At 55.7% G+C, this 20815-nt stretch carries 18 protein-coding genes and 2 pseudogenes; 14 read left to right on the forward strand and 6 right to left on the reverse strand.

What is annotated here, in order from left to right; genetic code table 11:
* Positions 1-671: alpha/beta fold hydrolase (locus Q1B15_RS11845; RefSeq protein WP_299753944.1), on the forward strand; the 671-nt coding region annotated here is incomplete at its 5' end.
* Positions 672-988: 317 nt separating this feature from the next.
* On the opposite strand, the gene Q1B15_RS11850 is transcribed toward Q1B15_RS11845, so the two are convergent.
* Complete coding sequence (locus tag Q1B15_RS11850) at positions 989-1531, reverse strand: flavodoxin domain-containing protein (RefSeq protein WP_299753945.1); 543 nt, start codon at positions 1529-1531, stop codon at positions 989-991.
* A 1045-nt stretch (positions 1532-2576) separates the two neighbouring features.
* Between Q1B15_RS11850 and Q1B15_RS11855 the strand changes: the two genes are divergently transcribed.
* The 7 genes and pseudogenes from Q1B15_RS11855 to Q1B15_RS11885 all read left to right on the forward strand — a co-directional run bounded on the left by Q1B15_RS11855 (position 2577) and on the right by Q1B15_RS11885 (position 10551).
* Positions 2577-3671, forward strand: coding sequence for an ABC transporter ATP-binding protein (locus Q1B15_RS11855; protein ID WP_299753946.1), 1095 nt, complete (start codon positions 2577-2579; stop codon positions 3669-3671).
* Between the two features lie 70 nt (positions 3672-3741).
* Positions 3742-4830 carry an ABC transporter substrate-binding protein gene (locus Q1B15_RS11860; RefSeq protein ID WP_299753947.1) on the forward strand — a complete coding sequence of 363 codons (1089 nt, stop codon included), beginning with the start codon at positions 3742-3744 and terminating at the stop codon, positions 4828-4830.
* Positions 4831-4944: 114 nt separating this feature from the next.
* Entirely contained in the window at positions 4945-6237 is a 1293-nt protein-coding gene (locus Q1B15_RS11865) for an ABC transporter permease (RefSeq protein WP_299753961.1), read from the forward strand.
* A gap of 4 nt (positions 6238-6241) precedes the next feature.
* Positions 6242-7177: an ABC transporter permease gene (locus tag Q1B15_RS11870; RefSeq protein WP_299753948.1), complete on the forward strand. Its 936-nt coding sequence runs from the start codon at positions 6242-6244 to the stop codon at positions 7175-7177.
* 68 nt (positions 7178-7245) lie between these two features.
* Positions 7246-7437, forward strand: a pseudogene (locus Q1B15_RS11875) (IS6 family transposase); the annotation flags it as partial.
* 147 nt (positions 7438-7584) lie between these two features.
* Positions 7585-8832 carry an FAD-binding oxidoreductase gene (locus Q1B15_RS11880; protein WP_299753949.1) on the forward strand — a complete coding sequence of 416 codons (1248 nt, stop codon included), beginning with the start codon at positions 7585-7587 and terminating at the stop codon, positions 8830-8832.
* A 462-nt stretch (positions 8833-9294) separates the two neighbouring features.
* Entirely contained in the window at positions 9295-10551 is a 1257-nt protein-coding gene (locus Q1B15_RS11885) for an APC family permease (protein WP_299753950.1), read from the forward strand.
* A 308-nt stretch (positions 10552-10859) separates the two neighbouring features.
* Here Q1B15_RS11885 and Q1B15_RS11890 read toward each other — a convergent pair whose 3' ends face one another.
* Together Q1B15_RS11890 and Q1B15_RS11895 are read right to left on the reverse strand one after the other, a co-directional pair.
* Complete coding sequence (locus Q1B15_RS11890) at positions 10860-11525, reverse strand: ankyrin repeat domain-containing protein (protein WP_299753951.1); 666 nt, start codon at positions 11523-11525, stop codon at positions 10860-10862.
* Between the two features lie 157 nt (positions 11526-11682).
* A pseudogene (locus Q1B15_RS11895) lies at positions 11683-12099 on the reverse strand (IS30 family transposase); the annotation flags it as partial.
* A 277-nt stretch (positions 12100-12376) separates the two neighbouring features.
* On the opposite strand from Q1B15_RS11895, the gene Q1B15_RS11900 reads away from it, so the two are divergent.
* Together Q1B15_RS11900 and Q1B15_RS11905 are read left to right on the forward strand one after the other, a co-directional pair.
* On the forward strand, positions 12377-12790 hold the full coding sequence (locus Q1B15_RS11900; RefSeq protein WP_299753952.1) for a cupin domain-containing protein: 414 nt from the start codon (positions 12377-12379) through the stop codon (positions 12788-12790).
* A gap of 3 nt (positions 12791-12793) precedes the next feature.
* Positions 12794-13840, forward strand: a complete 1047-nt coding sequence (locus tag Q1B15_RS11905) for an Ldh family oxidoreductase (protein WP_299753953.1) — start codon at positions 12794-12796, stop codon at positions 13838-13840.
* A 69-nt stretch (positions 13841-13909) separates the two neighbouring features.
* Here Q1B15_RS11905 and Q1B15_RS11910 read toward each other — a convergent pair whose 3' ends face one another.
* Together Q1B15_RS11910 and Q1B15_RS11915 are read right to left on the reverse strand one after the other, a co-directional pair.
* Entirely contained in the window at positions 13910-14206 is a 297-nt protein-coding gene (locus Q1B15_RS11910; RefSeq protein WP_299753954.1) for a DUF1330 domain-containing protein, read from the reverse strand.
* A gap of 506 nt (positions 14207-14712) precedes the next feature.
* Positions 14713-15525: a hypothetical protein gene (locus Q1B15_RS11915; protein ID WP_299753955.1), complete on the reverse strand. Its 813-nt coding sequence runs from the start codon at positions 15523-15525 to the stop codon at positions 14713-14715.
* Between the two features lie 119 nt (positions 15526-15644).
* Here Q1B15_RS11915 and Q1B15_RS11920 point away from each other — a divergent pair, with 119 nt between their 5' ends.
* From Q1B15_RS11920 to Q1B15_RS11930, 3 genes are all read left to right on the forward strand, one after another.
* Positions 15645-16439: a phytanoyl-CoA dioxygenase family protein gene (locus Q1B15_RS11920; protein WP_299753956.1), complete on the forward strand. Its 795-nt coding sequence runs from the start codon at positions 15645-15647 to the stop codon at positions 16437-16439.
* 309 nt (positions 16440-16748) lie between these two features.
* Positions 16749-18122, forward strand: a complete 1374-nt coding sequence (locus Q1B15_RS11925) for an MmgE/PrpD family protein (RefSeq protein WP_299753957.1) — start codon at positions 16749-16751, stop codon at positions 18120-18122.
* A gap of 239 nt (positions 18123-18361) precedes the next feature.
* Entirely contained in the window at positions 18362-19399 is a 1038-nt protein-coding gene (locus Q1B15_RS11930; RefSeq protein ID WP_299753958.1) for a hypothetical protein, read from the forward strand.
* Between the two features lie 25 nt (positions 19400-19424).
* Here the strand turns inward: Q1B15_RS11930 and Q1B15_RS11935 are convergent, their stop codons facing one another.
* The gene (locus tag Q1B15_RS11935) at positions 19425-20099 is read right to left on the reverse strand and encodes a helix-turn-helix domain-containing protein (RefSeq protein WP_299753959.1); all 675 of its coding nucleotides are present in this window, start codon (positions 20097-20099) and stop codon (positions 19425-19427) included.
* 164 nt (positions 20100-20263) lie between these two features.
* On the opposite strand from Q1B15_RS11935, the gene Q1B15_RS11940 reads away from it, so the two are divergent.
* The coding region (locus tag Q1B15_RS11940) for a response regulator transcription factor (protein WP_299753960.1) at positions 20264-20815 on the forward strand (552 nt) is incomplete at its 3' end.

Consider the following 20815-nt stretch of genomic DNA (forward strand, 5'->3'; position numbering starts at 1 on the left):
GGGCGGGCCAAGCCAAAGCCCTCTGTGGACTTAACGTCATCACCGTGGACCTCCCCGGTTTTGGTGAGAACTGTAAACTCGAGGCGCTGGACAGCATTGAAGCCTATGCAAAATGGGTCATTGCCGAGCTAAAGTCTCGCGGGATCGCGCGGTTTCATCTGATCGGTCACTCCATGGGCGGGATGGTCGCACAAGAAATCGCAGTCCAGGCACCCGAATCCGTGGACCGCCTGGTGCTTTATGGCACCGGGCCCACCGGGGTTTTGCCTGGCCGATTTGAGACCATCAGCACGTCGAAGCGCCGCGCGCGAACCGACGGATCGCAGGCCACCGCAAGGCGCATTGCAGCCACCTGGTTTCTTAAAATGACTGAGGCTGAGGCCTACGAGGAATGCGCGGCCATTGCTGAGCTAAGCAGTTTACAGGCTATTCTAGCCGGGCTCGACGCGATGCAGCACTGGAGCGGCATTGGTCGTCTCCAAGACATTCGCACAAGAACGCTGGTTCTCTGGGGAGACCACGACCGCACTTATCCTTGGAGCCAGATCGAGTGTCTTTGGCGATCCATTCCAAGCGCCAGTCTTGCTGTCCTCCCTGATTGTGCGCATGCGACGCATTTGGAAAAGCCCGAACTTTTCAACAGTGTGGTTAGAGATTTCATTGCAGCTTAACGGTAGCAGCTTTGCTCACGCCCTGTACCCAACGCCAGAACCACAAAAATATCCGCAAAATCCAGGCTCTTATTAAAGCCGTAAGACCTCGCTTAAAATAAAGCATTGCTTTGGACGACTAAGGGTAGCGGGACTTTGTGTAGCTCTACCTTATTGGTATTCTTTGGATAACTGCCTTTTGTTGGTCACACTCAGGGCACCACCCCCGCGAAAGTCAGCAAAGGTTGCACAGCGGACGTTGGGGCGGTTTGCAGGGAAGGTCCGCTTCGGCGCCACCCCTCCGCCTTAAGGGGTCTTGCAAGGAAGCTTCATCGCACTCAGGCTTCATGAGGCTGCTCAGCGACCAGAAACGCTTCAATTTCAGCGCGAAGCCGATCCCAATCAGTGAATTCGCGCTCGCCGTTGACAAGGTCAATTTTTTGCCCAGCCAACGCTACATTTTGCACGACTTGGCTTTCATAATAATCGTAGCTGTTCGTGCGGACGGCCCCAGCAGCCAGGACTTCCCAATCGGCAGCAAAACCAGTCCGCATTTTCGATTCGGTCAAATAGTCCTGAGCTTCTTCCTGACCTTCAGGAAAGGCCGCCTTGAGGCTAACAGAGATTTGAAGTGTCTGACGCGCTTTCAATTCATCCAAGTTTGTTGAAATCAGAACTTCGAAACTCATGGGATGGCGTCGTTCATGCACAGGTGCTGCCAGCACCACCCTGTCGATGCCTTCAAAAGTCAAAGAAGCCAATTTGTCCGTCGCGTCAAACATCCGAACCCCATGGCCTGCGGCACGTATCTGCTGCTCCACAGACTCCGCTATCTTGCGGGTTTGTCCTTCAACTGACTCGAAAATAATGAGAAATTCCATCAAGCGCCTCCATCTTTTTGTTCAAACCTAAGCGATCCGGTTCCATTGCGGACTTGGTAAGCTTGGCTGCCAATCTAAGAGTCCTCGAACACGCCGGAATCGGTGTGGATCACAGGGGTCCACTCATGAGCGAGTTCACACTGTCGAACCCAAAACGACAACGCCGACGATTAGAAGCCACGTCCGGGTCTCCTTGCGGTTGCCATCACGAACACGGAAAAAGGCTCCTCAACCACCAGTAATCGGATTTATTTACTTCCTGCATCATAGCACAAAAGTAAGAATGGCGCTCACAAAAAGCCGTTTCGATGCGCGGAACCTGCACGATGCCGTCTTGCATGTTGGTCGATTTGAACTTTTGGCTGAGCATGATCTCTGTGCGGCGGCCACATAGCGGAACTGCCAGCGGGTGAACAATTGAGTCCCGTCGGGCGTCTCTTGGCTACAACGATGAGACTGTTCGCAACACGCTGATAGCGTTTGGAATTGAGCGACACAGTGTCGGAGGGCGACGAAGTTTTCGATCTCAAAGGAGTATTTAGAGGAGCTGTACAAGAGCCACTCAATGGGTGAAATCGCGAATAGGCTAGGTGTTGGAGAAACCGTTATCTGAAAACGAATTCATGAGTATGGGATCAAGCAAAGTAAGTGATCACGCGTCAGAGAAATACATTGGAGCTACGTCATGGTTGCAGCGCAGTAGTCCATGAAATCAGCGCCTGTTTGGAATCTGACAGCCCATAATCCGGACCTCGATTGACCAAGGCGATGGAACGCATCAACTCAATGCGTTCCACTTCGCCGTCCCGTGAGGCAACGAAATCCGAGGTTCAGGGTCTTGGCGACCACGAGTTCGTTCCCTCGCAGATTTGCGCGGTAATGTAGTCGCTGATAGCAATACCAGTCGACCCGCTCACCTAAAAGGGGCAATTCACTCGGGTTCAGGCGCGCCAAAGCCGGATTCGCCGGTTGCATAATGGCTGGCCATTGGCTTTAACCCTTCCTCAGAAGTGCAGGATAACCTGCCGCTATCAGGGAGCCCGGTTTGGTCAACACCAATACCGACGACGGATTTGTCGAATTCGACCGTGTGCAGAAAAGCTATGACGGCGAGATTCTGGTCGTCAAAGACTTGAATCTGTCGATGCCAAAAGGCGAATTTCTGACGATGCTCGGGCCATCGGGATCGGGCAAAACTACCTGTCTTATGATGCTCGCCGGCTTTGAGACCGCAACCCACGGAGAAATCCGCCTTGGCGGGGCCGAGATCAACAACATTCCACCGCACAAGCGCGGCATTGGCATGGTGTTCCAGAACTACGCGCTGTTTCCACATATGACCGTCAACGAAAACCTCGCCTTCCCGCTGGAAGTGCGTGGCATGGGCAAGGCCGAGCGTGAGGCCAAGGTCAAACACGCCCTCGACATGGTGCAGATGGGCGTTTTCGGCAACCGCCGCCCGGCGCAACTGTCTGGCGGCCAGCAACAGCGCATAGCGTTGGCGCGTGCGCTGGTGTTCGATCCAAAGCTGGTGCTGATGGATGAACCGCTGGGTGCACTGGACAAGCAACTGCGCGAACATATGCAGTATGAGATTAAACATCTGCATGAAAGACTCGGAATAACAGTGGTTTATGTCACGCATGACCAGTCCGAAGCCCTTACGATGAGTGACCGCGTTGCCGTTTTTGACGATGGTCGCATCCAGCAACTCGCTGCGCCAGCCGATCTTTATGAACGTCCCGAGAACAGCTTTGTGGCGCAGTTCATCGGCGAGAATAACAAACTGAGCGGCATAGTTGTGTCACGCACCGGCGATACGGCGACGGTAAAGCTTGCGAACGGCGAAACCTGCCAAGCGCTGGCCGTCAGTTGTGGCGAGGTCGGGACCGAAACGCTGATCTCGATCCGGCCCGAACGTGTCACGGTGGGTCAGACAGGTGGCGCGAACACAACCACTGCCGACGTGCGAGAGTTGATTTATCTGGGCGACCACATCCGGTGCCGCCTCAACGTTCACGGCAACGATGACTTTGTCGTCAAAGTTCCGAATTCTGCGGGCCACACGCACCTGGTCGTCGGCGAAAAGACGCAAGTCACCTGGCATGCACAGGACGCGCGTGCGCTTAATCCGCTATGAAACGACGCGACACTGGCACGAATATCCGGTGCACCATTGACATAAATTTACAGCTACTGAGGAGAACCAAATGAAAAAGATACTTATCCTGACAACGGCACTGAGCGGCGTTGCACTTGCCGCAAACGCGGCCAGCCACAGCACCGAAGTTACGGTCATCGGCTGGGGAGGCGCTTACACGAACAGCCAAGTTGAGGCCTATCACAAGCCCTTCACCGAAGCGACGGGCATCACCGTGAACTCGGCAGATGCCGACAACCCGGCAACCCCGATCAAGGCTCAGGTCGAAGCGGGCAACGTGACGATTGACGTCGCAAGCGTTGAAATCGCCGACGCCGTACGTCTGTGCGACGAAGGTCTGATCGAAGAGATCGATGCCTCGACCATGCCTGATGGTGCCGATGGCACCCCTGCTGTGGATGACTTCATCGCGGGAACGCTGACCGACTGCATGATCCCGACCGACGTGTTCGCGACCGCGATCGCCTATGACACCACCAAGTTCACGGACGGCGCTCCGACCTCGATTGCCGATTTCTATGACCTTGAGAAATTTCCCGGCAAGCGCGGCCTGAAAAAAGGCGCGAAAACCACGCTTGAGATGGCGCTGATGGCTGACGGTGTTCTTGCAGGCGACGTCTATGCCACGCTGGAAACCGACGAAGGTGTTGATCGCGCTTTTGCAAAGCTCGACACAATCAAGGATTCGGTCGTCTGGTGGGAAGCCGGCTCGCAGCCGGTTCAACTGCTGGCTGACGGCGAAGTTCTGATGACGATGGGCTGGAATGGCCGCATTTTCTCGGCCGCTGTTGGCGAAGGTCAGCCGTTCGCGATCATGTGGGACGGTCAGGTCTTTGAATGGGAAGGTTGGGTGATCCCGAAGGGCGCACCTAACAAAGAGGGCGCTCTGGAGTTCATCAAGTTCTCGACCGGCACCGCACCTTTGGCGGCGGCTGCTGAATGGATCAGCTATGGCCCGCCGCGCAAGTCTTCGGCACCGCTGGTTGGCGTGTACAAGGGCGACGGCACGACGCAAATGGGTCCGCAGTTGCCGACCAGCCCTGAAAACCAGACCAACGCCCTGGCGTCGTCGCTGGAGTTCTGGGCTGACCGCGACTCGGAGTTGAACGAGCGCTTTAACGCCTGGCTTGCCCAGTAATACCTGCACAAATGGGGCGCGCCGTACTGGCGCGCCCCGACTTTCTGCAATCAGCCGCATCAGGATCTGGACCGAATGACCGATACTTCCGCCAATTCGCAGGGGACGCCATCAATGGCCCCGGATGCGCCCGCGGCAGGTGATCTGAAAACGGCTGACGGAAAACCGCTGAAGGCCGCTCTGGCTGCGGCCGAGGCAAGGGCCCGTCGCCGTGCCTTCCTGCTGGTGCTGCCGCTGCTGGCATTCGTTGTTATGACTTTCGTCGCCCCGATCGGGCAAATGCTGCTGCGGTCGATTCACGACCCGCGCTTTGTTGTCCATCGGGACGTTGAATCGGGCACCAAAACGCCGATTATGGTAGAGCTACGTGGTTGGTTCGACAAAAATCCGCAAGGCACTGAACCGGACGAGGCCGCCTATGCCGCGCTGGTCAGCGATCTTATTCAACTGAGCGAGTTGAAGGCGCAGGGCAATGTAGGCACGCGCATCAACTATGAACTCGCTGGAACGAAATCCCTGATCTCATCGACGACGCGCAAGGCGCCGAAGATGGAACCCCCGTTCAAAGAGGCGGTTCTGGACGCAGACCAAGATTGGGCCGATCCGCTGCTGTGGCAAGTGATGCGCGGGGCGTCTTCGGCATATACCGGCAACTTTTATCTGGCGGCTCTGGACCGAACGCGGGACGCCGATGGCAATATCGTTCAGGTGGACGAGGATCGCCGTCTATATGTCGGCAACTACGGTAAGACACTGGCTTTGTCGGCCTTCATTACGCTCGCCTGCCTGATCCTTGGCTATCCCGTTGCGCATCTGCTGGCGACTTTGCCGTTGAGGCATTCGAACCTGCTGATGATTTTCGTGTTGCTGCCGTTCTGGACCTCGCTTTTGGTGCGGACGACCAGCTGGATCGTGCTGCTGCAAAGCCAGGGCGTGGTGAACGACACGCTGGTGGCTGCCAGTATCGTGGCAGACGACAGCCGTATCCAGATGATCTATAATCAGACCGGAACGATTGTTGCGATGGTCCACATTCTGCTGCCGTTTATGGTGCTGCCGCTGTATTCAGTCATGCGCCCGATCAACCCGACTTATGTTCGTGCGGCACGCTCGCTTGGGGCGACCAGCTGGACGGCATTTCGGCGCATTTATGTGCCGCAGACAGTGCCGGGTATGGGGGCAGGGGGATTGCTCGTCTTCATTCTGGCGGTCGGGTACTACATCACGCCCGCGCTGGTGGGCGGTGCAAGCGGACAGCTGTTCTCGAACTTTATCGCTTTCCACATGCAGAAATCTTTGAACTGGTCGCTGGCCGCGGCGCTGGCCGCCCTGCTTCTGGCGGGTATCCTGTTGCTCTACTGGCTTTACGACCGATTGATCGGCATTGATAATTTGAAACTGGGATAACGGTATGGCTTTGCCAAAACACGCATCCACCCTCGAACGGGTCTGGCATTATATCTACCTGGTGATCTGCGGGGTGATCTTCACGTTTCTGATCGCGCCGATCCTGATCGTCATTCCGCTGTCTTTCAACGCCGAGCCTTTCTTTACCTTTACTCCGAAGATGCTGGCGCTGGACCCCGAGGGGTACTCGTTGCGCTGGTACGACCTTATCCTAACGTTCGGAATGCAAGCGCCGGAGTTGGTGCGCGACGGTTCCTGGTGGGCAGACACCTGGAACAATGCCGCCTGGATCAAGGCGGCGAAGAACTCCGTCATTATCGGCTTCTTTGCGACCATTTTGGCCACTGTACTGGGGACGGTCGCGGCACTGGGCCTCAGCCGACCCGAGATGCCATACCGTCGCACAATTATGGCGATCCTGATCTCGCCAATGATCGTACCGATTATCATCACCGCGACGGGGTTGTTCTTCTTTTACTCGTCGATCTCGATTGCCAAGTGGGAGTTATTCGGATGGCAGATCCCCTACCTCGGGATCATTCTGGCGCATGCCACATTGGGTATTCCCTTTGTTATCATCACCGTGACCGCGACGCTGGTGGGTTTCGACCACTCGCTGACACGCGCGGCGGCGTCGCTGGGCGCCAACCCGCGCACGACGTTCTTCAAGATCACAATGCCGCTGATCCTGCCGGGTGTGATTTCCGGCGCGCTGTTCGCCTTCGTCACGTCATTCGACGAAGTTGTGGCCGTGCTGTTCATCGGTGGCTTTAATGAACAGACAATCCCGCGACAGATGTGGAACGGAATCCGCGAGCAGATCAGCCCGGCGATTTTGAGTGTGGCGACGATTTTGGTCGTTTTCTCGATTTTCCTGCTGGCGACCGTCGAAATTCTGCGCCGACGGTCAGAGCGTTTGCGCGGGCTGAGCCCGGGCTGATCCGGCAGAAAAACACAGTCAGAGCACGTCAGCTTGAGGCGGGTGGGGCAGTTGTCTAGCGTCGGGCCATGACCCAAAAGAACCCATTTCGCTATTTCAAGACCAGCCCAGAGACCATTCGCCTCGCGGTGATATTGTATGTTCGGTTTCCGCTTTCGCTGCGGAATGTAGAAGACCTGCTACACGAGTGAGGGATCGACATTAGCCACGAGGCCGTGCGGTACTGGTGGCATCGTTTCGCCCCAAAATTTGCTTCCGAGTCCGGGAGTAGCAAAGACCGATTTGCGTTCTGACAGTTTTCTTAACTTCCCAGCTCAGACCTGCGGTGGCGTGGTATTGCCTCTTTATATGGCCAGCCCTAGAGGTAGCTGGGTCAATCGTCCTAGAAAGGTAATAGGGTCAATACTTTGGCAGACTTCGACATCGCGATCGCAGGCGCGGGCATAGTTGGAACCAGCACGGCGCTATGGGCGCAGATGCGCGGTCACAAGGTGCTCTTGGCCGATCCGAATCCACCGGGGTCGGGGACTAGCTCTGGCAACGCCTGCACCATTGCTACCTATGCGTGCCTGCCGGTCAACGATCCGTCTGTCTTGTTCGGCTTGCCACGACTTCTTTTCAGCAAGGACAGTCCGCTTTCGATTTCCTACAGTCATGCGCTAAAAAACCCACGCTGGATGCTGTCCTTTCTCGCGAACTGCTCTGCGAAACGGTCGCGTGAAATCTCGCGGAACCTTGCGGGCCTGCTGGCGCATGCGGATTCCGGCCTTAATCCCCTAATCGTTGCGGCTGAAGCGGAGGACCTTGTCGTCGAAAATGGCCAGTTATCCGTCTGGTCGAGCAAGGCTGGCGCAAAAGCGGCTGAAGCCGGGCTCAAACAGCGACGGAGCCATGGCGTTCACCTCGTGGAGTTGACGGCCGACGAAGCAACGTCGATGGAGCCAGGCCTCAAACTGCCCATCGAACGTGCAGTGTTCTATCCCGAGGCGCGGCATATTAGAGATCCCGAGCAACTGATCCGGCGCATGCATGCGCGCTTTACCGACCTGGGTGGGCGGACGATCGCTGCAAAAGTCTCGAAGGTCACGGCACGTGCTTCAGGCGTCGAATTGAAGGTTGGCGATAATACGGTGCATGCGGGTCATGTCGTCGTCGCATCTGGCGCATTTTCCAGGCAGATCGCTGGCGCCGAAACCGAAAGGCTGCCGCTTGGAACGGAACGAGGATATCACATCGTCTACGCCAATGACGCCCATCGGATCACTCGACCGGTCGGCTGGTCCGAAGGCGGGTTCTATGCCGTTCCCATGGCAAAGGGTCTGCGTTTGGCCGGCACCGTCGAGATCGACCATCTCAACAAGCCCGTCAATCAGAACCGGATCTCATATCTTGTCCGCAGAGCGACCGAAATGTTCGGCCCATTGCCGGTTCCCGACAGCCACTGGCTGGGATACCGGCCGACGATGCCGGACTCCCTTCCTGTGATCGGGCACACCGCCAAGTCCAAGCGGATCATACATGCCTTTGCCCACCAACATCTTGGGTTGACGCTTGGAGGGATTACAGGGCGCATCGTTACGGACCTTGCCGAGGGCCGCCAGCCCAACATTGACATAGCCGCATTCCGGCCGGATCGCAGCTACACCGTCGCCTGACGTCATGCGCACGCATAGGCTACCGGGATATGTCATATCGGTCCTGGCACGTTCAGAGCAATCCAACTTGGGGCGGGCGCGGCGGTTTCGTAGTTTTGTCGAATGACAAAACGCTCCCCATATCTCTGACTTCTGCTTGTCCGTAAAAATACTCGGGGACGATACTTTATGCTTCATACTCCATCTTTCCAAAAAGACTAAAGTGTTGCGTCGACCGATTGAAACCGCAGCCCAGAGCGGACCCTTGCCTATCTCTGACCTCGCACGCGCGCCATCTTTCGGTGACGTCCAGCGTATCGCGACGCAGGCGGCTGAAGGTTTACATCAACGATGATATATGGGGGCGGGTGATCCTGTCGCGCACCTAGCACACCCGTCCGGCTTTGACCTCAGCCCAAGGTGACAGAGATCAAGGACACGTTGTCAAAACCCACCGTATATTCAGCAAGGGGAGGTGTGGATATGCAATGGCACCGAAGTGAAAATGAGGCCAATATAGCCAGCGCTTCGCTGCGTCGAAGCATCGGCCTAACGGGCCTTGTGCTTTATGGCCTAGGTGTGACCATAGGAGCAGGGATCTACGTGCTCGTAGGCGAGACAGTTCTGCGAGCCGGAGAATTTGCACCTGCCTCGTTTCTGCTCTCCGCGTTCGTGATGGCCTTTACCGCAGGCGCATTCGCGGAACTGGTGGGCCGCGTTCCAAAGGCAGCCGGAGAGGCCAACTACATCGAGGCCGCCTTTAGGCTGGCACCCCTTACGGTGATTATAGGACTTGCCATTCTTATCGAGGCGATGATTGCCGCTGCCGCTATTACCGTTGGGGCCTCAGGCTATGTCGCGCAGGTGATCCCGCTCCCGCAGCCAGCGCTGATTGTTCTGATCATTGTTGTCATGGCCACGGTCGCAGCCTGGGGCATTCGCGAAACCGTCATCATCGCCGGCATCATGACAGTGGCGGAAGTCGCGGGCCTTCTTGTTATTATCGGTGCCGGTATCGGGTCCGATTCCGAGATTCTCGCGTCGCTGCCCCGCGCCTTGGTTCCCCCGTTGTCGGACTGGGTCGCAGTGTCCGGCGTCTTCTCCGCAAGCCTCATCGCCTTTTTCGCCTATATCGGGTTCGACGACGTGGTGAACCTCGTCGAGGAGGCACGAAACCCGCGCCGCATCATGCCCTGGGCGTTGGGGCTGACGCTTTTAATCGTGACGTTGCTCTACGTGCTGGTCTCACACATTTCGGCGACGGCGATCCCGGTTGCGGAATTCAAGACCACGACCGCTCCCATCAGCCTGCTCTTCGAACGCCTGACTGGTTTTTCGCCGCTCACGATCACGCTGGTGGCGATCCTGGCCACAATGAATGGTGTCGGGATTATTCTCGTGATGGCAGCGCGGGTCACCTACGGCATGGCTCGCGAGAGGCGTCTTCCCGCCTGGATAGGCAAGGTCAATCCGCACACGCGCACACCGCTCAGGGCTACGGTCCTCGTTGCCACCATCGTGCTGGGTCTCGCATTGTTTACGCCGCTCGACACGCTGGCGGAGACAACATCGGAGGTGCTGTTGTCTGTCTTTGTCTTCGTGAACGCCGCGTTGGTATGGCTCAAGATTCGGCGCGTTCCCGCGCCTCAGGGCACTTTCACAGTGCCACTCGCCGTCCCGGTTCTCGGTGCTATTTTCTGCTTGTTCCTGCTTATTGCGGGAAAAATTTCAGGTGCGTAAAGCTATAATCGGAGGATAAAAAAAGGGGCAAGGCACGCCGATGTGCTGAAAACTTCAAGGCACCACTGCCCCCGCTGCCGGCACCTTGCCTGATGAAGCGGAAGGTCTGCTCTCTTCTGACACCCCGGCCTTCTAAGGTCCGTTCTGTCCGCAGTGCAGTCATTGATGCATTGCGCGGCGAACGGTTGAGCCCGCCGCCCAGACCTCCCGAATTGCTGTTGAGCAGCGAAGGGCTGCTTTGGCCCAAGAAAACGCTTCATCCTGACTGATACGCGACGCACCATTTGATCCGCCGCGTATGAGAGACGTCATTGGAGAAGCTTTACCATTTCTGCATAACCTCGCGCCTTCGCGTGCTGAAGGGGGGTCACGCCGTCGCGATCACCGATGGTTTTGTCTGCACCGGCCTGGACAAGTATTTCGACCGTCTTGATGTGATCTGACCCGCCGTCACCCAGCACCACAGCCTCGATCAGCGCTGTCCAGCCGAGGTTATTAACGTGATCCAGAGGCGCGCCACCGGTGACGAGGCGGGCAACAACATCATGATGGCCAAGATGTGCCGCAGCAATCAGGGCTGTACCGTCGTAGACGCTGGTGATGAGATCTGTTTTGTTGCCCAATTGGATGGCGAGAGACACCAGCTCAGGGTCATTGGCCACCGCGGCAATGGTCAGGACATCATAGACTCGATTTTCAAGGGCGTTCATGTCCGCGCCGCCCGTTCCAAGCGCGGTAACAGCATCGTCGTGCGAGGCGAAAGCGGCAACATGCGCTGGTGTTCGGCCCGCCCGATCACGGGCATTCAGGTCATGACCTTGTGCGATCAAGCGGTTGATCTCGTCCGCCCGTCCTTCGTGGGCGGCAAGATGTAGGCCCGTGTAGGAAGCAATGTCGGATGCCGATGGTGCTGTCTGTGCATGGGCCGCGCTGCCGAATGCCAAAGCGGCAGCGATGATCAAGGAACGAAGCATAGGGTTCACCTTTCAAATGCGGTGACCCGCCCCATTAATGGGCGGGTCCTGCTTGGATTATTCAGCGCCGATGACGTCAAGACCAGCCCGTGCGCAGGTTTCGTCAATCGCGCCCGATGGCGCGCCTTGCAGCGAATGGCTGCTCCGAGCGCCGGGCTCAACCGGTCGACGCAACACATGCATTAAAACGCTCTGCTGGAGTTTCGTATCCCAGCGTCTTTCGAGGTCGTTCGTTGAGCTGTCTTGCGACAGCGCTCAGCTTTGCTTGGCTATGTATCGACAGGTCTGTCCCTTTTGGAAAGTACTGTCGCAATAGGCAGTTGGTATTCTCATTCGTACCGCGTTGCCATGGACTGTGAGGGTCGCACAAAATCACGTCGATATCTGTCGCCAAGGTGAAGGCCTTATGCCCTGCCATCTCCGTGCCACCGTCCCAGGTTAGCCAGCAATATAGCTCCTTTGGCAACTTTCGCGACTGTTTGATCAGAGCCTGAACAACGCTGTGACTGTCTTTGTTGCCAACCTTTGCCAGCATCACGAAACGGGTAGGTTGTTTTTTTGATAAAGATTAGATCTCCTGCGTCATACAATGCGCTGAATTAATACACTTTCTCGGAAACTCAGGTGAGGCCATTCTGAACCCGATATCCCCGCATTTAGGAAACTCCGAAAAAATCGGTCTTCTCGACCTCGTCGATGCGATAGAGGCTAAACGAGGGATGCCCGCGAGGTGTGAAAGCGGGCACTTGCGTCGTCCCGCGAAATCGTTGCCTTCTGACGGTACAATCATTCACCCACCGCGCCGATGATCCAGACTCCGCAACATCCACCTTCTCAAAGAGGCAATCTGAATGACGAGGCCACGACACGCCCTGATACGAGAGACCGACCGTCGACACATACAACGTGGCGGCGGCGCCGTGACCACACAGATGGTGACGCCCGAAAGTGGGGCAACAGCTTTTCTGAACGGCTTCACCAACATCCCGCCCGGCGGAGCCATTCCTCTGCATTATCACAATTGCGAGGAAAGCGTGCTGATCGTCGCGGGCACGGCATTCGTCGAAGCTGGCGACGAAGCTTTCCCGGCAGACGCCGGCGACGTGACGTGGTTGCCGGCGGGTCTCCCACACAGGTTCATCAATCCCTCAAAATCCGATGTCCTTCGAATCTTCTGGACCTATGCCTCGGTCGACGCCACCCGGACGCTTACGGACAGCGGCAAGACAGCACCGATCTTTTCCGAAAACCAAGAGACTAGTTGAACCATGCCTACCGTTCATCACGACGATCTGCGCGCCTTCGCATCCGCCTGCTATCAGGCGATGAAGGTTCCCCGCGATGCGGCAGACCTCGTCGCAGACACTCTGGTTCAGGCCGACCTCTGGGGCCATCAATCCCACGGAGTCATGCGACTTTTCTGGTACGCCGCGCGCCTCGACAGCGGCGCCATGATTCCGGACGCCAAGCCCGAGCCGTCGGCCGGCCTTGGGGCTATCGCCACTATGGACGGTCAGCGCGGGATGGGCCAGGTCGCCGCCAAGGCGGCTATGAACCATGCCATTGAACTCGCAAGAACCCATGGGATCGGGGCGGTTTCTGTCAGAAATTCAGGTCATTTCGGCACAGCGATGTATTTCACTCGCATGGCAGCGGAATGCGGATGCGTCGGGTTTATCTCGACGAATGCAAGCCCGGCCATGGCTCCATGGGGAGCGGTGGAAAAACGTGTAGGCAACAACCCATGGTCTTGGGCCGCTCCTGCCGGATCGCACCCGCCAATGATGCTGGACATCGCAAATACCGCGGTGGCCAGAGGCAAGCTTTACCTCGCACAACAACGGGGCGAACCCATTCCAGACACTTGGGCAATCGACGCAGCGGGCAACGCCACAATCGACCCGGCAGCGGGGATAGAAGGCACGATCTTACCGATGGGAGGCCACAAAGGATACGCCATCTCGGTCGCCATGGACATGTTGTCCGGCGTCCTGAGCGGGAGCCATTTTGGACGTTATGTCACCGGTCCCTATGTCGCCGAAGGCGCCAGTGGTGTCGGACACCTCGTCCTTGCCATCAACATCGCCGCATGTCGTCCACTTCCCGAGTTCGAGGCAGACATGGAAAGGATGATTGCGGACCTCAAGGAAACGCCGAGGCACTCCGATGTGCCGGAAATCTTCTACCCTGGAGAACGTGAGGCCAAGTCGGATCTCCGGCTTCGGAAGGTCGGAATTGACCTTCCTGACGACACCGCGTCTGAGCTTTGCGAGAAGGCGAAGAAACTCGGCGTCACCGCTCCATTCTCGAGTTGAAGCGCCGCAATCCAACGAGAATGGATATTTGTCGACAGGAGACGTAGCTCTTGCGGGCAACGCGTTTTTTTAGTCTTTGAACCCCTTGACCAACACCAGATTTGTCCTGGCCGTGCGATGTCGAACTTTCATAAGTTCGACATATTCGGGATCGGTGTACCAATCCTCAGCGTCTTCAGCAGAAGGAAACTCCAACAAAACCGTTCGCGAGGAAGCCCAAGAGCCTTCGAGAACTTTGGTATCTTGCATTGATGTGGCCAGAAGTTTCCCACCATGACGCTCAAAACTTGGCATGAAGCCATTGAGATACTTCTGGTAGTCATCCCAGTCGAGTACCTCCAGTTGTCCGACTACATAGGCTGGCATGCTCCCTCCGCTTCTGGTTCCTGTCGTCACCTTTCGAAAAGAATAGATATTCGACGGATGGGCAACCGATGTTCGCTTTGGGCTTATTCTGTTGAAAAACTCGAATGCCCGTCCAACGACACCTCAAAACCAGAGCGCTGCTCTCAGTCGCCGCCGAAATGTGCGCTATTTTCAGCCCATTGCGGTATGGGAAGAACGTTGTTTCCCGATTTATCCGAGCTCTGCCCCAGCTTGGAGTTTTTCAACAAAATAGGCTCGAAGCAGCCATTCGCTGCACCCACCACAAAGGTCTGCTGTGCGGAGAGGCTGTGTAAAAAAACTATCGAGAGCTTTTACAAATGGCAAAAATTGCCAGATTTGGGCGCGCTCTGGTCGAGCGGAACCATCAAATTCGCAACTCCCGAAAACGAGCGGCGCGAAATCATGAAGAATCCCGAGTTTTTACACAGCCTCCGGACGAAGCTGCCATCTATATTGTGTATTTCGAAGGCCGCTTCTTCTGTTTCCTAACGACGCTGAAGTGCTGCCGAAAGAGGGCTTAAAAAATCATGAATTCGTTTGATCTTGTCGAAAATATCAGGACCCGCCGTAGCTGGGTCGTTCAAAAAGGAACCTCCACTCGCCCAAACCGCGCTTACTAGTATTTGTTCATCAATCGCCAGAACAGGCATCGTGCATTGCAAAGCGTCACAGTAGACAACCAAAGCAATATTGCCGGGATAAGGGGATTCCAATTGGCAACTCATCTCCAGTGACTCCTTAAAACTGGCACAAAAGAAGTTCGCTCCACGCGTGAACTCTGTGTCGGATGGCTTCAGCCCCGCACGATGAACGCGGGCGTTCTTTTCAGCCGCCGCTTCGGTATCATCCACGACAGCGACACGCAGTTCTGTCAGGTCTATGTTCGTTTTCTCAGGACTGTAGTGAATACTCGTGACAACAGGGATAGGATTGCCCCGACCATCCACAGAGACCTCTCGAACACCCAGGCATTCCGTGCGATCTCTTAACAAAAGAGGTTGGCCGCTTAAGCTTTCGGCGCGAAAAATAGGCCCTCCGCGGTAGATCACCCCGTCGCGGCCTTCTAGCCCGAAATCAACAAAGCGAAAAAAGTCAGGACAGATTTGTGCGCTTGCTTGGCTCGCACAAAAGATGAGCAAAAATGATGCTATGGCTCTAAGCATTTCCCCCCTCCACTTTTCGACCCGATTAGACTGGGTTCGCCTGCCAGTCGCCATCCGAAAGCTTTCAGCTTCACCTGAAAGTGATGGTGTCTGTCGCTTTCCTTTTAAGCCGCTGAGACAAAAGTAGACGGTCATGCAAAGCGCGCCATTCCATACTTTGAGCTCTTAGCTGCCGTTCGCCAGTAATGACGTTCTATTATTAGGAACAAATATCGGATTGATTTAGGCTAACCGCAACTAGGAGAGCCCAACCAATGCATCCATTTGTGACCCAAGAGCATGTAGATACCTTTCAACGCGAAGGCGTCGTTTTAATCAAAGGACTGTTCCAGGATTACGTCGACATGATCCGAGCTGGGATCGAGCGGAACATGGTAGAGCCTGGCCCTTACGCGGCCGAGAACCTGATGGAGGGTGAAGGCGGGCGGTTTTTTGATGATTACTGTAACTGGACCCGTATTTCTGAATTCGAGAATGTCATCCGCAATTCACCAGCAGCCGAAGTCGCAGCCGATCTGATGAAGTCAAACAGAGTGCAGGTTTTTCACGACCATGTTCTTGTCAAAGAACCGGGTACATCCAAACAGACGCCCTGGCATCAAGACAGTCCCTACTACTTTGTTGATGGGGTCCAGACCGTGAGTTTTTGGTCTCCTATGGATGTTGTCACCGATGCCAGCCTCCGATGTGTGGCGGGCAGCCATTCTTGGAAAAAGGCGGTGCTGCCAACAAGGTGGCTGACCGAAACAAGCTTTTTTCCCAACGATGATGACTACATGCCAGTGCCGGACCCAGATCTAGAAGGCATGGACATCAGGGAATGGGAGATGGCGCCTGGCGACGCTGTTGCGTTCAATTACGGAACCCTGCATGGCGCACGCGGAAATATCTCGGATCAGCGCCGCCGCGCATTCTCGCTGCGCCTCGTCGGTGATGATGCTCGTTATGTTGAACGTCCAGGCCCAACTTCGCCCCCCTTTCCCGGTCACGAGATGATGCCGGGTCAGATCCTAAGAGAAGACTGGTTTCCGGTCATCTACCAACGCTGAAATCGGCAGAAACTGTATCTGAAGCTGACCACTCGGAAACTGAATTGGTTTGCGAGCCTGGTATTGCTTCTTTCCGACGAAGACAGGTCGGAAACGGATAAGTTACTGGTCGCGCCGTCTTGTCTGTTGGTAGGCAAAATAAACAAAGAAAGGGGTCCTGTGTTCGTCAAATGAGCGCACAAGGGTGAGGGGAGGAGCCTGTTTACCAGGGCTTTTGGGGACATTTCTTGTATCAAGTTGTCCAATGTACAGAACTCAAATGCCATTCGTGCTTTGCAAGACTGCAACTGAACTCCGGAGGCTTGATTGATGCCACAAACACACCCCGATGCAACCAAGAATTGGGTTCTTCAAAGTGCGCTTGAGTTCGCGCTTGAACGTGAGCCTGACGCAATACCGCAGCAAACTTTGAACGCGAGTGCGATGATGCTTCTTGATACGCTTGGTGTGTGCATTGCAGCCCAACCAATGGAAGCGGGAACGATTGCACGCACTGCGGCGCTTCGGCTTTACGGGACCTCGCAGCCGGACGATCAAGCCCCGATGATGTTTGATGGGCGGATTGCGTCCCGAGCCGGGGCGGCCTTTGCCACCGCAACGCAGATCGACAATCTAGATGCGCATGACGGGTACAATCCGACCAAGGGACATATTGGTGTCGCAGCGGTGCCGACGCTGGTTGCGATGGCTCATGGGCAGGATGATCTGTCTGGTCGCGATGCCCTTGCGGCGTTGGTTGTGGGCTATGAAATCGCGGGGCGTGCAGGCATTGCGCTGCATGAAAGCGTGTCGGATTATCACACATCTGGCGCTTGGAATGGCCTTGGTGTTGCTGCGATTGCTGCGCGCCTGAATGGGATGAGCGCGGATCAGTTGCGCCACGCATGGGGTATCGCCGAATATCATGGGCCGCGCAGTCAGATGATGCGCGAGATCGCCAATCCGACCATGCTGCATGACGGGTCGGGCATGGGAACTTTGGTTGGTATTTCAGCGGCGGTAATGGCGCAGATGGGCTTTACCGGCGCGCCAGCTTTGACAGTTGAATCGGACGAATGCTCACGCCATTGGGCAGATCTAGGCCAGTTTTGGCAAATGGAGCATCAATATGTGAAGCCTTATCCGATTTGCCGCTGGGCCCATGCCGCCATCGATGCGGTGCGCGAATTGAGGATCGAAAAAGGGTTTGCGCCTGATCAGATTACAGCAATTGAGGTGCATAGTTTTCACAACGCTGCCCGGCTTTTCCCAACTGTGCCTGATACGACATCGCAAGCGCAGTATTCCATGGCGTTTGCCGTGGCTATTATGGCGGCTTATGGCGAGATCACGCTTGATCATATATCTGGTACGGGTCTTAGGGATACGTTGGTCGCAGGCCTCGTGAACAAGACACGCACTGTCGAAACAGAGCAGCATGAGGCGCGTTTTCCCGGCGGGCGTTGGGCGGATGTTGTGGTGACTTTGACAGATGGGACACGGCTAGAGAGCGGCGATACCCATGCCCGCGGCGGGCCTGAGCGACCGATGAGACTTGATGAGGTTTGCACCAAGTTTATGGCATTGGCCACGCCTGTCATCGGCGATTTGCGTGCAGAGCTGATCCGAGACGCGGCACTATCTTTGACCGAAGTAGATGTGCCCTTCACCGCATTGACACAACATTTGATCGAGGCGCCGTGATGGGCGTCGGGTTTGCCGGAGCCTGATTTGTCTTAGTTGCGCGGCCATTTCTGATCTTTCCAGAGCCGCTTAGAAGTTTGCCTCGGCTTCGGCTGGCGGGATGTTTTCGATGGGTTCTCGCCGAGGCGGATCAAACCAATATCCATGGTACTTTGGGAACCGAACCATCGTTGAGACAGATCAATAGCCCATCCGAAAATGCTCCTATACTTATTCCAAACGAGAAGTGAGCGGCAGGAATGATGACGGCCTCAGATGACCCATGGCTGCGTGCTGATGCAGAGTTCCCCTCTGGTGGAACGCTGGAGGAACAAATCCAGTATCTTATCGGGTATGCGACGCTCGCTCCGTCGGCGCACAATACGCAGCCTTGGTTGTTCGGTACCGGGCCGAATTGGGTCGATGTTCTCGCCGATCGGGCGCGGGCGCTGCCGGTTGTTGATCCTCATGACAGAGAACTGACGATCAGTTGCGGAGCAGCCATTGGGATCTTTGAGGTAGCTGCGCGGCGTTTCTCCTTGCAGGCTACGATCGCATTGCTGCCCGACCCCGAGTACCTTGACCATTTTGCACAGATCACAGTTGCCGCGAGCAAGCCTCCGGATGAAGGCGAAGTTGTCTTGTTCGATGCAATTAAGAACAGGCGTACTGATCGGAGCGCTTATTTTATGGAGGGGTTTCCCGACGATCTGGCACCCGCATGCTGCGCTGCCGTCGAAACCGCTGGAGCCAGCCTTCGGTTTTTTGAGGATAGTCCCGCAATCAAAACGATTGCTGGATTGGTCGCTGAAGCCGATCGCCTTCAGTTTGAGGATCCAAACTTTCGCCGAGAACTTGCATCCTGGGTACATTCAACGCGACTCATAAGTCGCGATGGCATGTCTGGCGCAGGGTTCGGCATGCCGGATATCCTCACTCCCGCCGCCCGTTTTGTGATCCGTACTTTTGACCTTGGCAACAACGTCGCTGCCGCTGACGAAAAGAAGATACTGGCGGGCTCACCGGCTCTGGCGCTGCTTACGAGCAAGTCCGACGGCGTCGTGGATTGGCTCAACACAGGCCGCGCCCTCGCGAAGATGCTGCTTTTATTGACCTCCAGAGGGTATACGGCTTCTTATCTGAACCAGCCCATTGAAGTTGGTGCGCTGCGTCCTGCGCTACGTGAAGCAGCGGGGGTGACCGCGCTGCCTCAAATCCTCTTGCGCATTGGGCGTTCAGAAAAAATGCCAGCGCCATCCCTGCGCAGAGTGCTTTCTGAAGTTATGATTACGACCTGAGCGATCTGCTCAGGCGACGCGGTCGCTACGCGGCCATGTTGCACAAGGCGTCCTGATCAAGCACGATCACCGATTTTGAGCTTTCCAAGACAATCATCTTTGAGTTGCGGAACTTTGTGATGGTCCGGCTCACCGTCTCGACAGTCAGCCCCAGAAAGTCTGCGATATCCGCCCGGGTCATCGGAAATTCAAAATGAGTGTATGTCCCCACAGGCTTGCCAGTCCGCTCCATAAGGAGTGCCAGAAACGATGCTGTTTTTTCGCTGGCTGATTTCCGGCCAAGCATCATGAAATGATCCTGCATGGCACCAATCTCTTTGAGCGCGGCCATCACCAATCGCTGATGCAGCTCGGGATTGTGCTCTCCACTTTCGAGATCTCTAATGTTGTGTGCAACGACTTCGGTGGATGAAATTGCATCGCATTCGGTATGATACAGGCCATCTTGGGGAAAGCCTATAATATCGCCGGGGTATCCGAATGCGATAACCTGCCGCCGACCGTCTTCAAGAACCTTGGCCACCCGAACGACCCCGCTGGTAACTTCATAGATGTGTCGAGCAGCATCGCCTTCGCGGAATAGGGTTTGCGCCGCTTTCAGCTTGCGCGTCTGAAAAGTTTTCGAGCGGTTGCCGCGAATAAAAGCGGATGAAATTGGCGTTGTCGGATTTTCGAAGTCGGTTGCCCTAGAAATGTGCATTGGTCGTCTCCCAGTTCTATTGGGAGATCCATGCCCCACAATTGTAAGTCGGAGTGCGGACGCTATGTAAAGATTTGTAATTCTATGCTATTTCGATGAACAATAGTATTGTTAGGCGTTAAGGCGTCACCCTACGTACATCCATCTCAGCAAGGGACACACCTATGAGTTCAGACAAAATCCTTATCGTGGATGATGAGTCCAAGATGAGGATGCTCCTGCGGAGATGTCTGGAAGGTGACGGTTTCGATGTCATTGAAGCAGAAGACGAGGCCGGAACTCTTAATGCAATCCATTCTCACAATGTGCAGCTTGTGACACTTGATCTTCAATTGGGGAGAGAGAACGGACTGGAAATCGCGAAGCGTATCCGTCAGCACTCAGACGTCCCTATCATCGTGGTGTCAGGTCGCGATGATGTTATTGATCGGGTTGTTGGTCTTGAACTTGGGGCAGACGACTACATCACCAAACCATTTCATGTCCGTGAAGTTTTGGCTCGTGTGCGCTCCGTCTTGAGACGCACGGGTACCACAAAAAATCCGCAGTTGACCGTGCCCGAACCCTCGGAAATCCAGCCTGAGGCAGAAGAAGCTGTAACCTTCGATGGGATGACTGCCTATCTGGATCGCTTCGAACTTTTGGATCGTACCGGCGCGCGGGTTGAGATGACCAGCGGGGACTTTCAATTGCTGGCAATTTTTCTGCGTAATCCA

The sequence above is a fragment of the uncultured Boseongicola sp. genome (assembly GCF_937988555.1).
Lineage (GTDB): Bacteria > Pseudomonadota > Alphaproteobacteria > Rhodobacterales > Rhodobacteraceae > Boseongicola.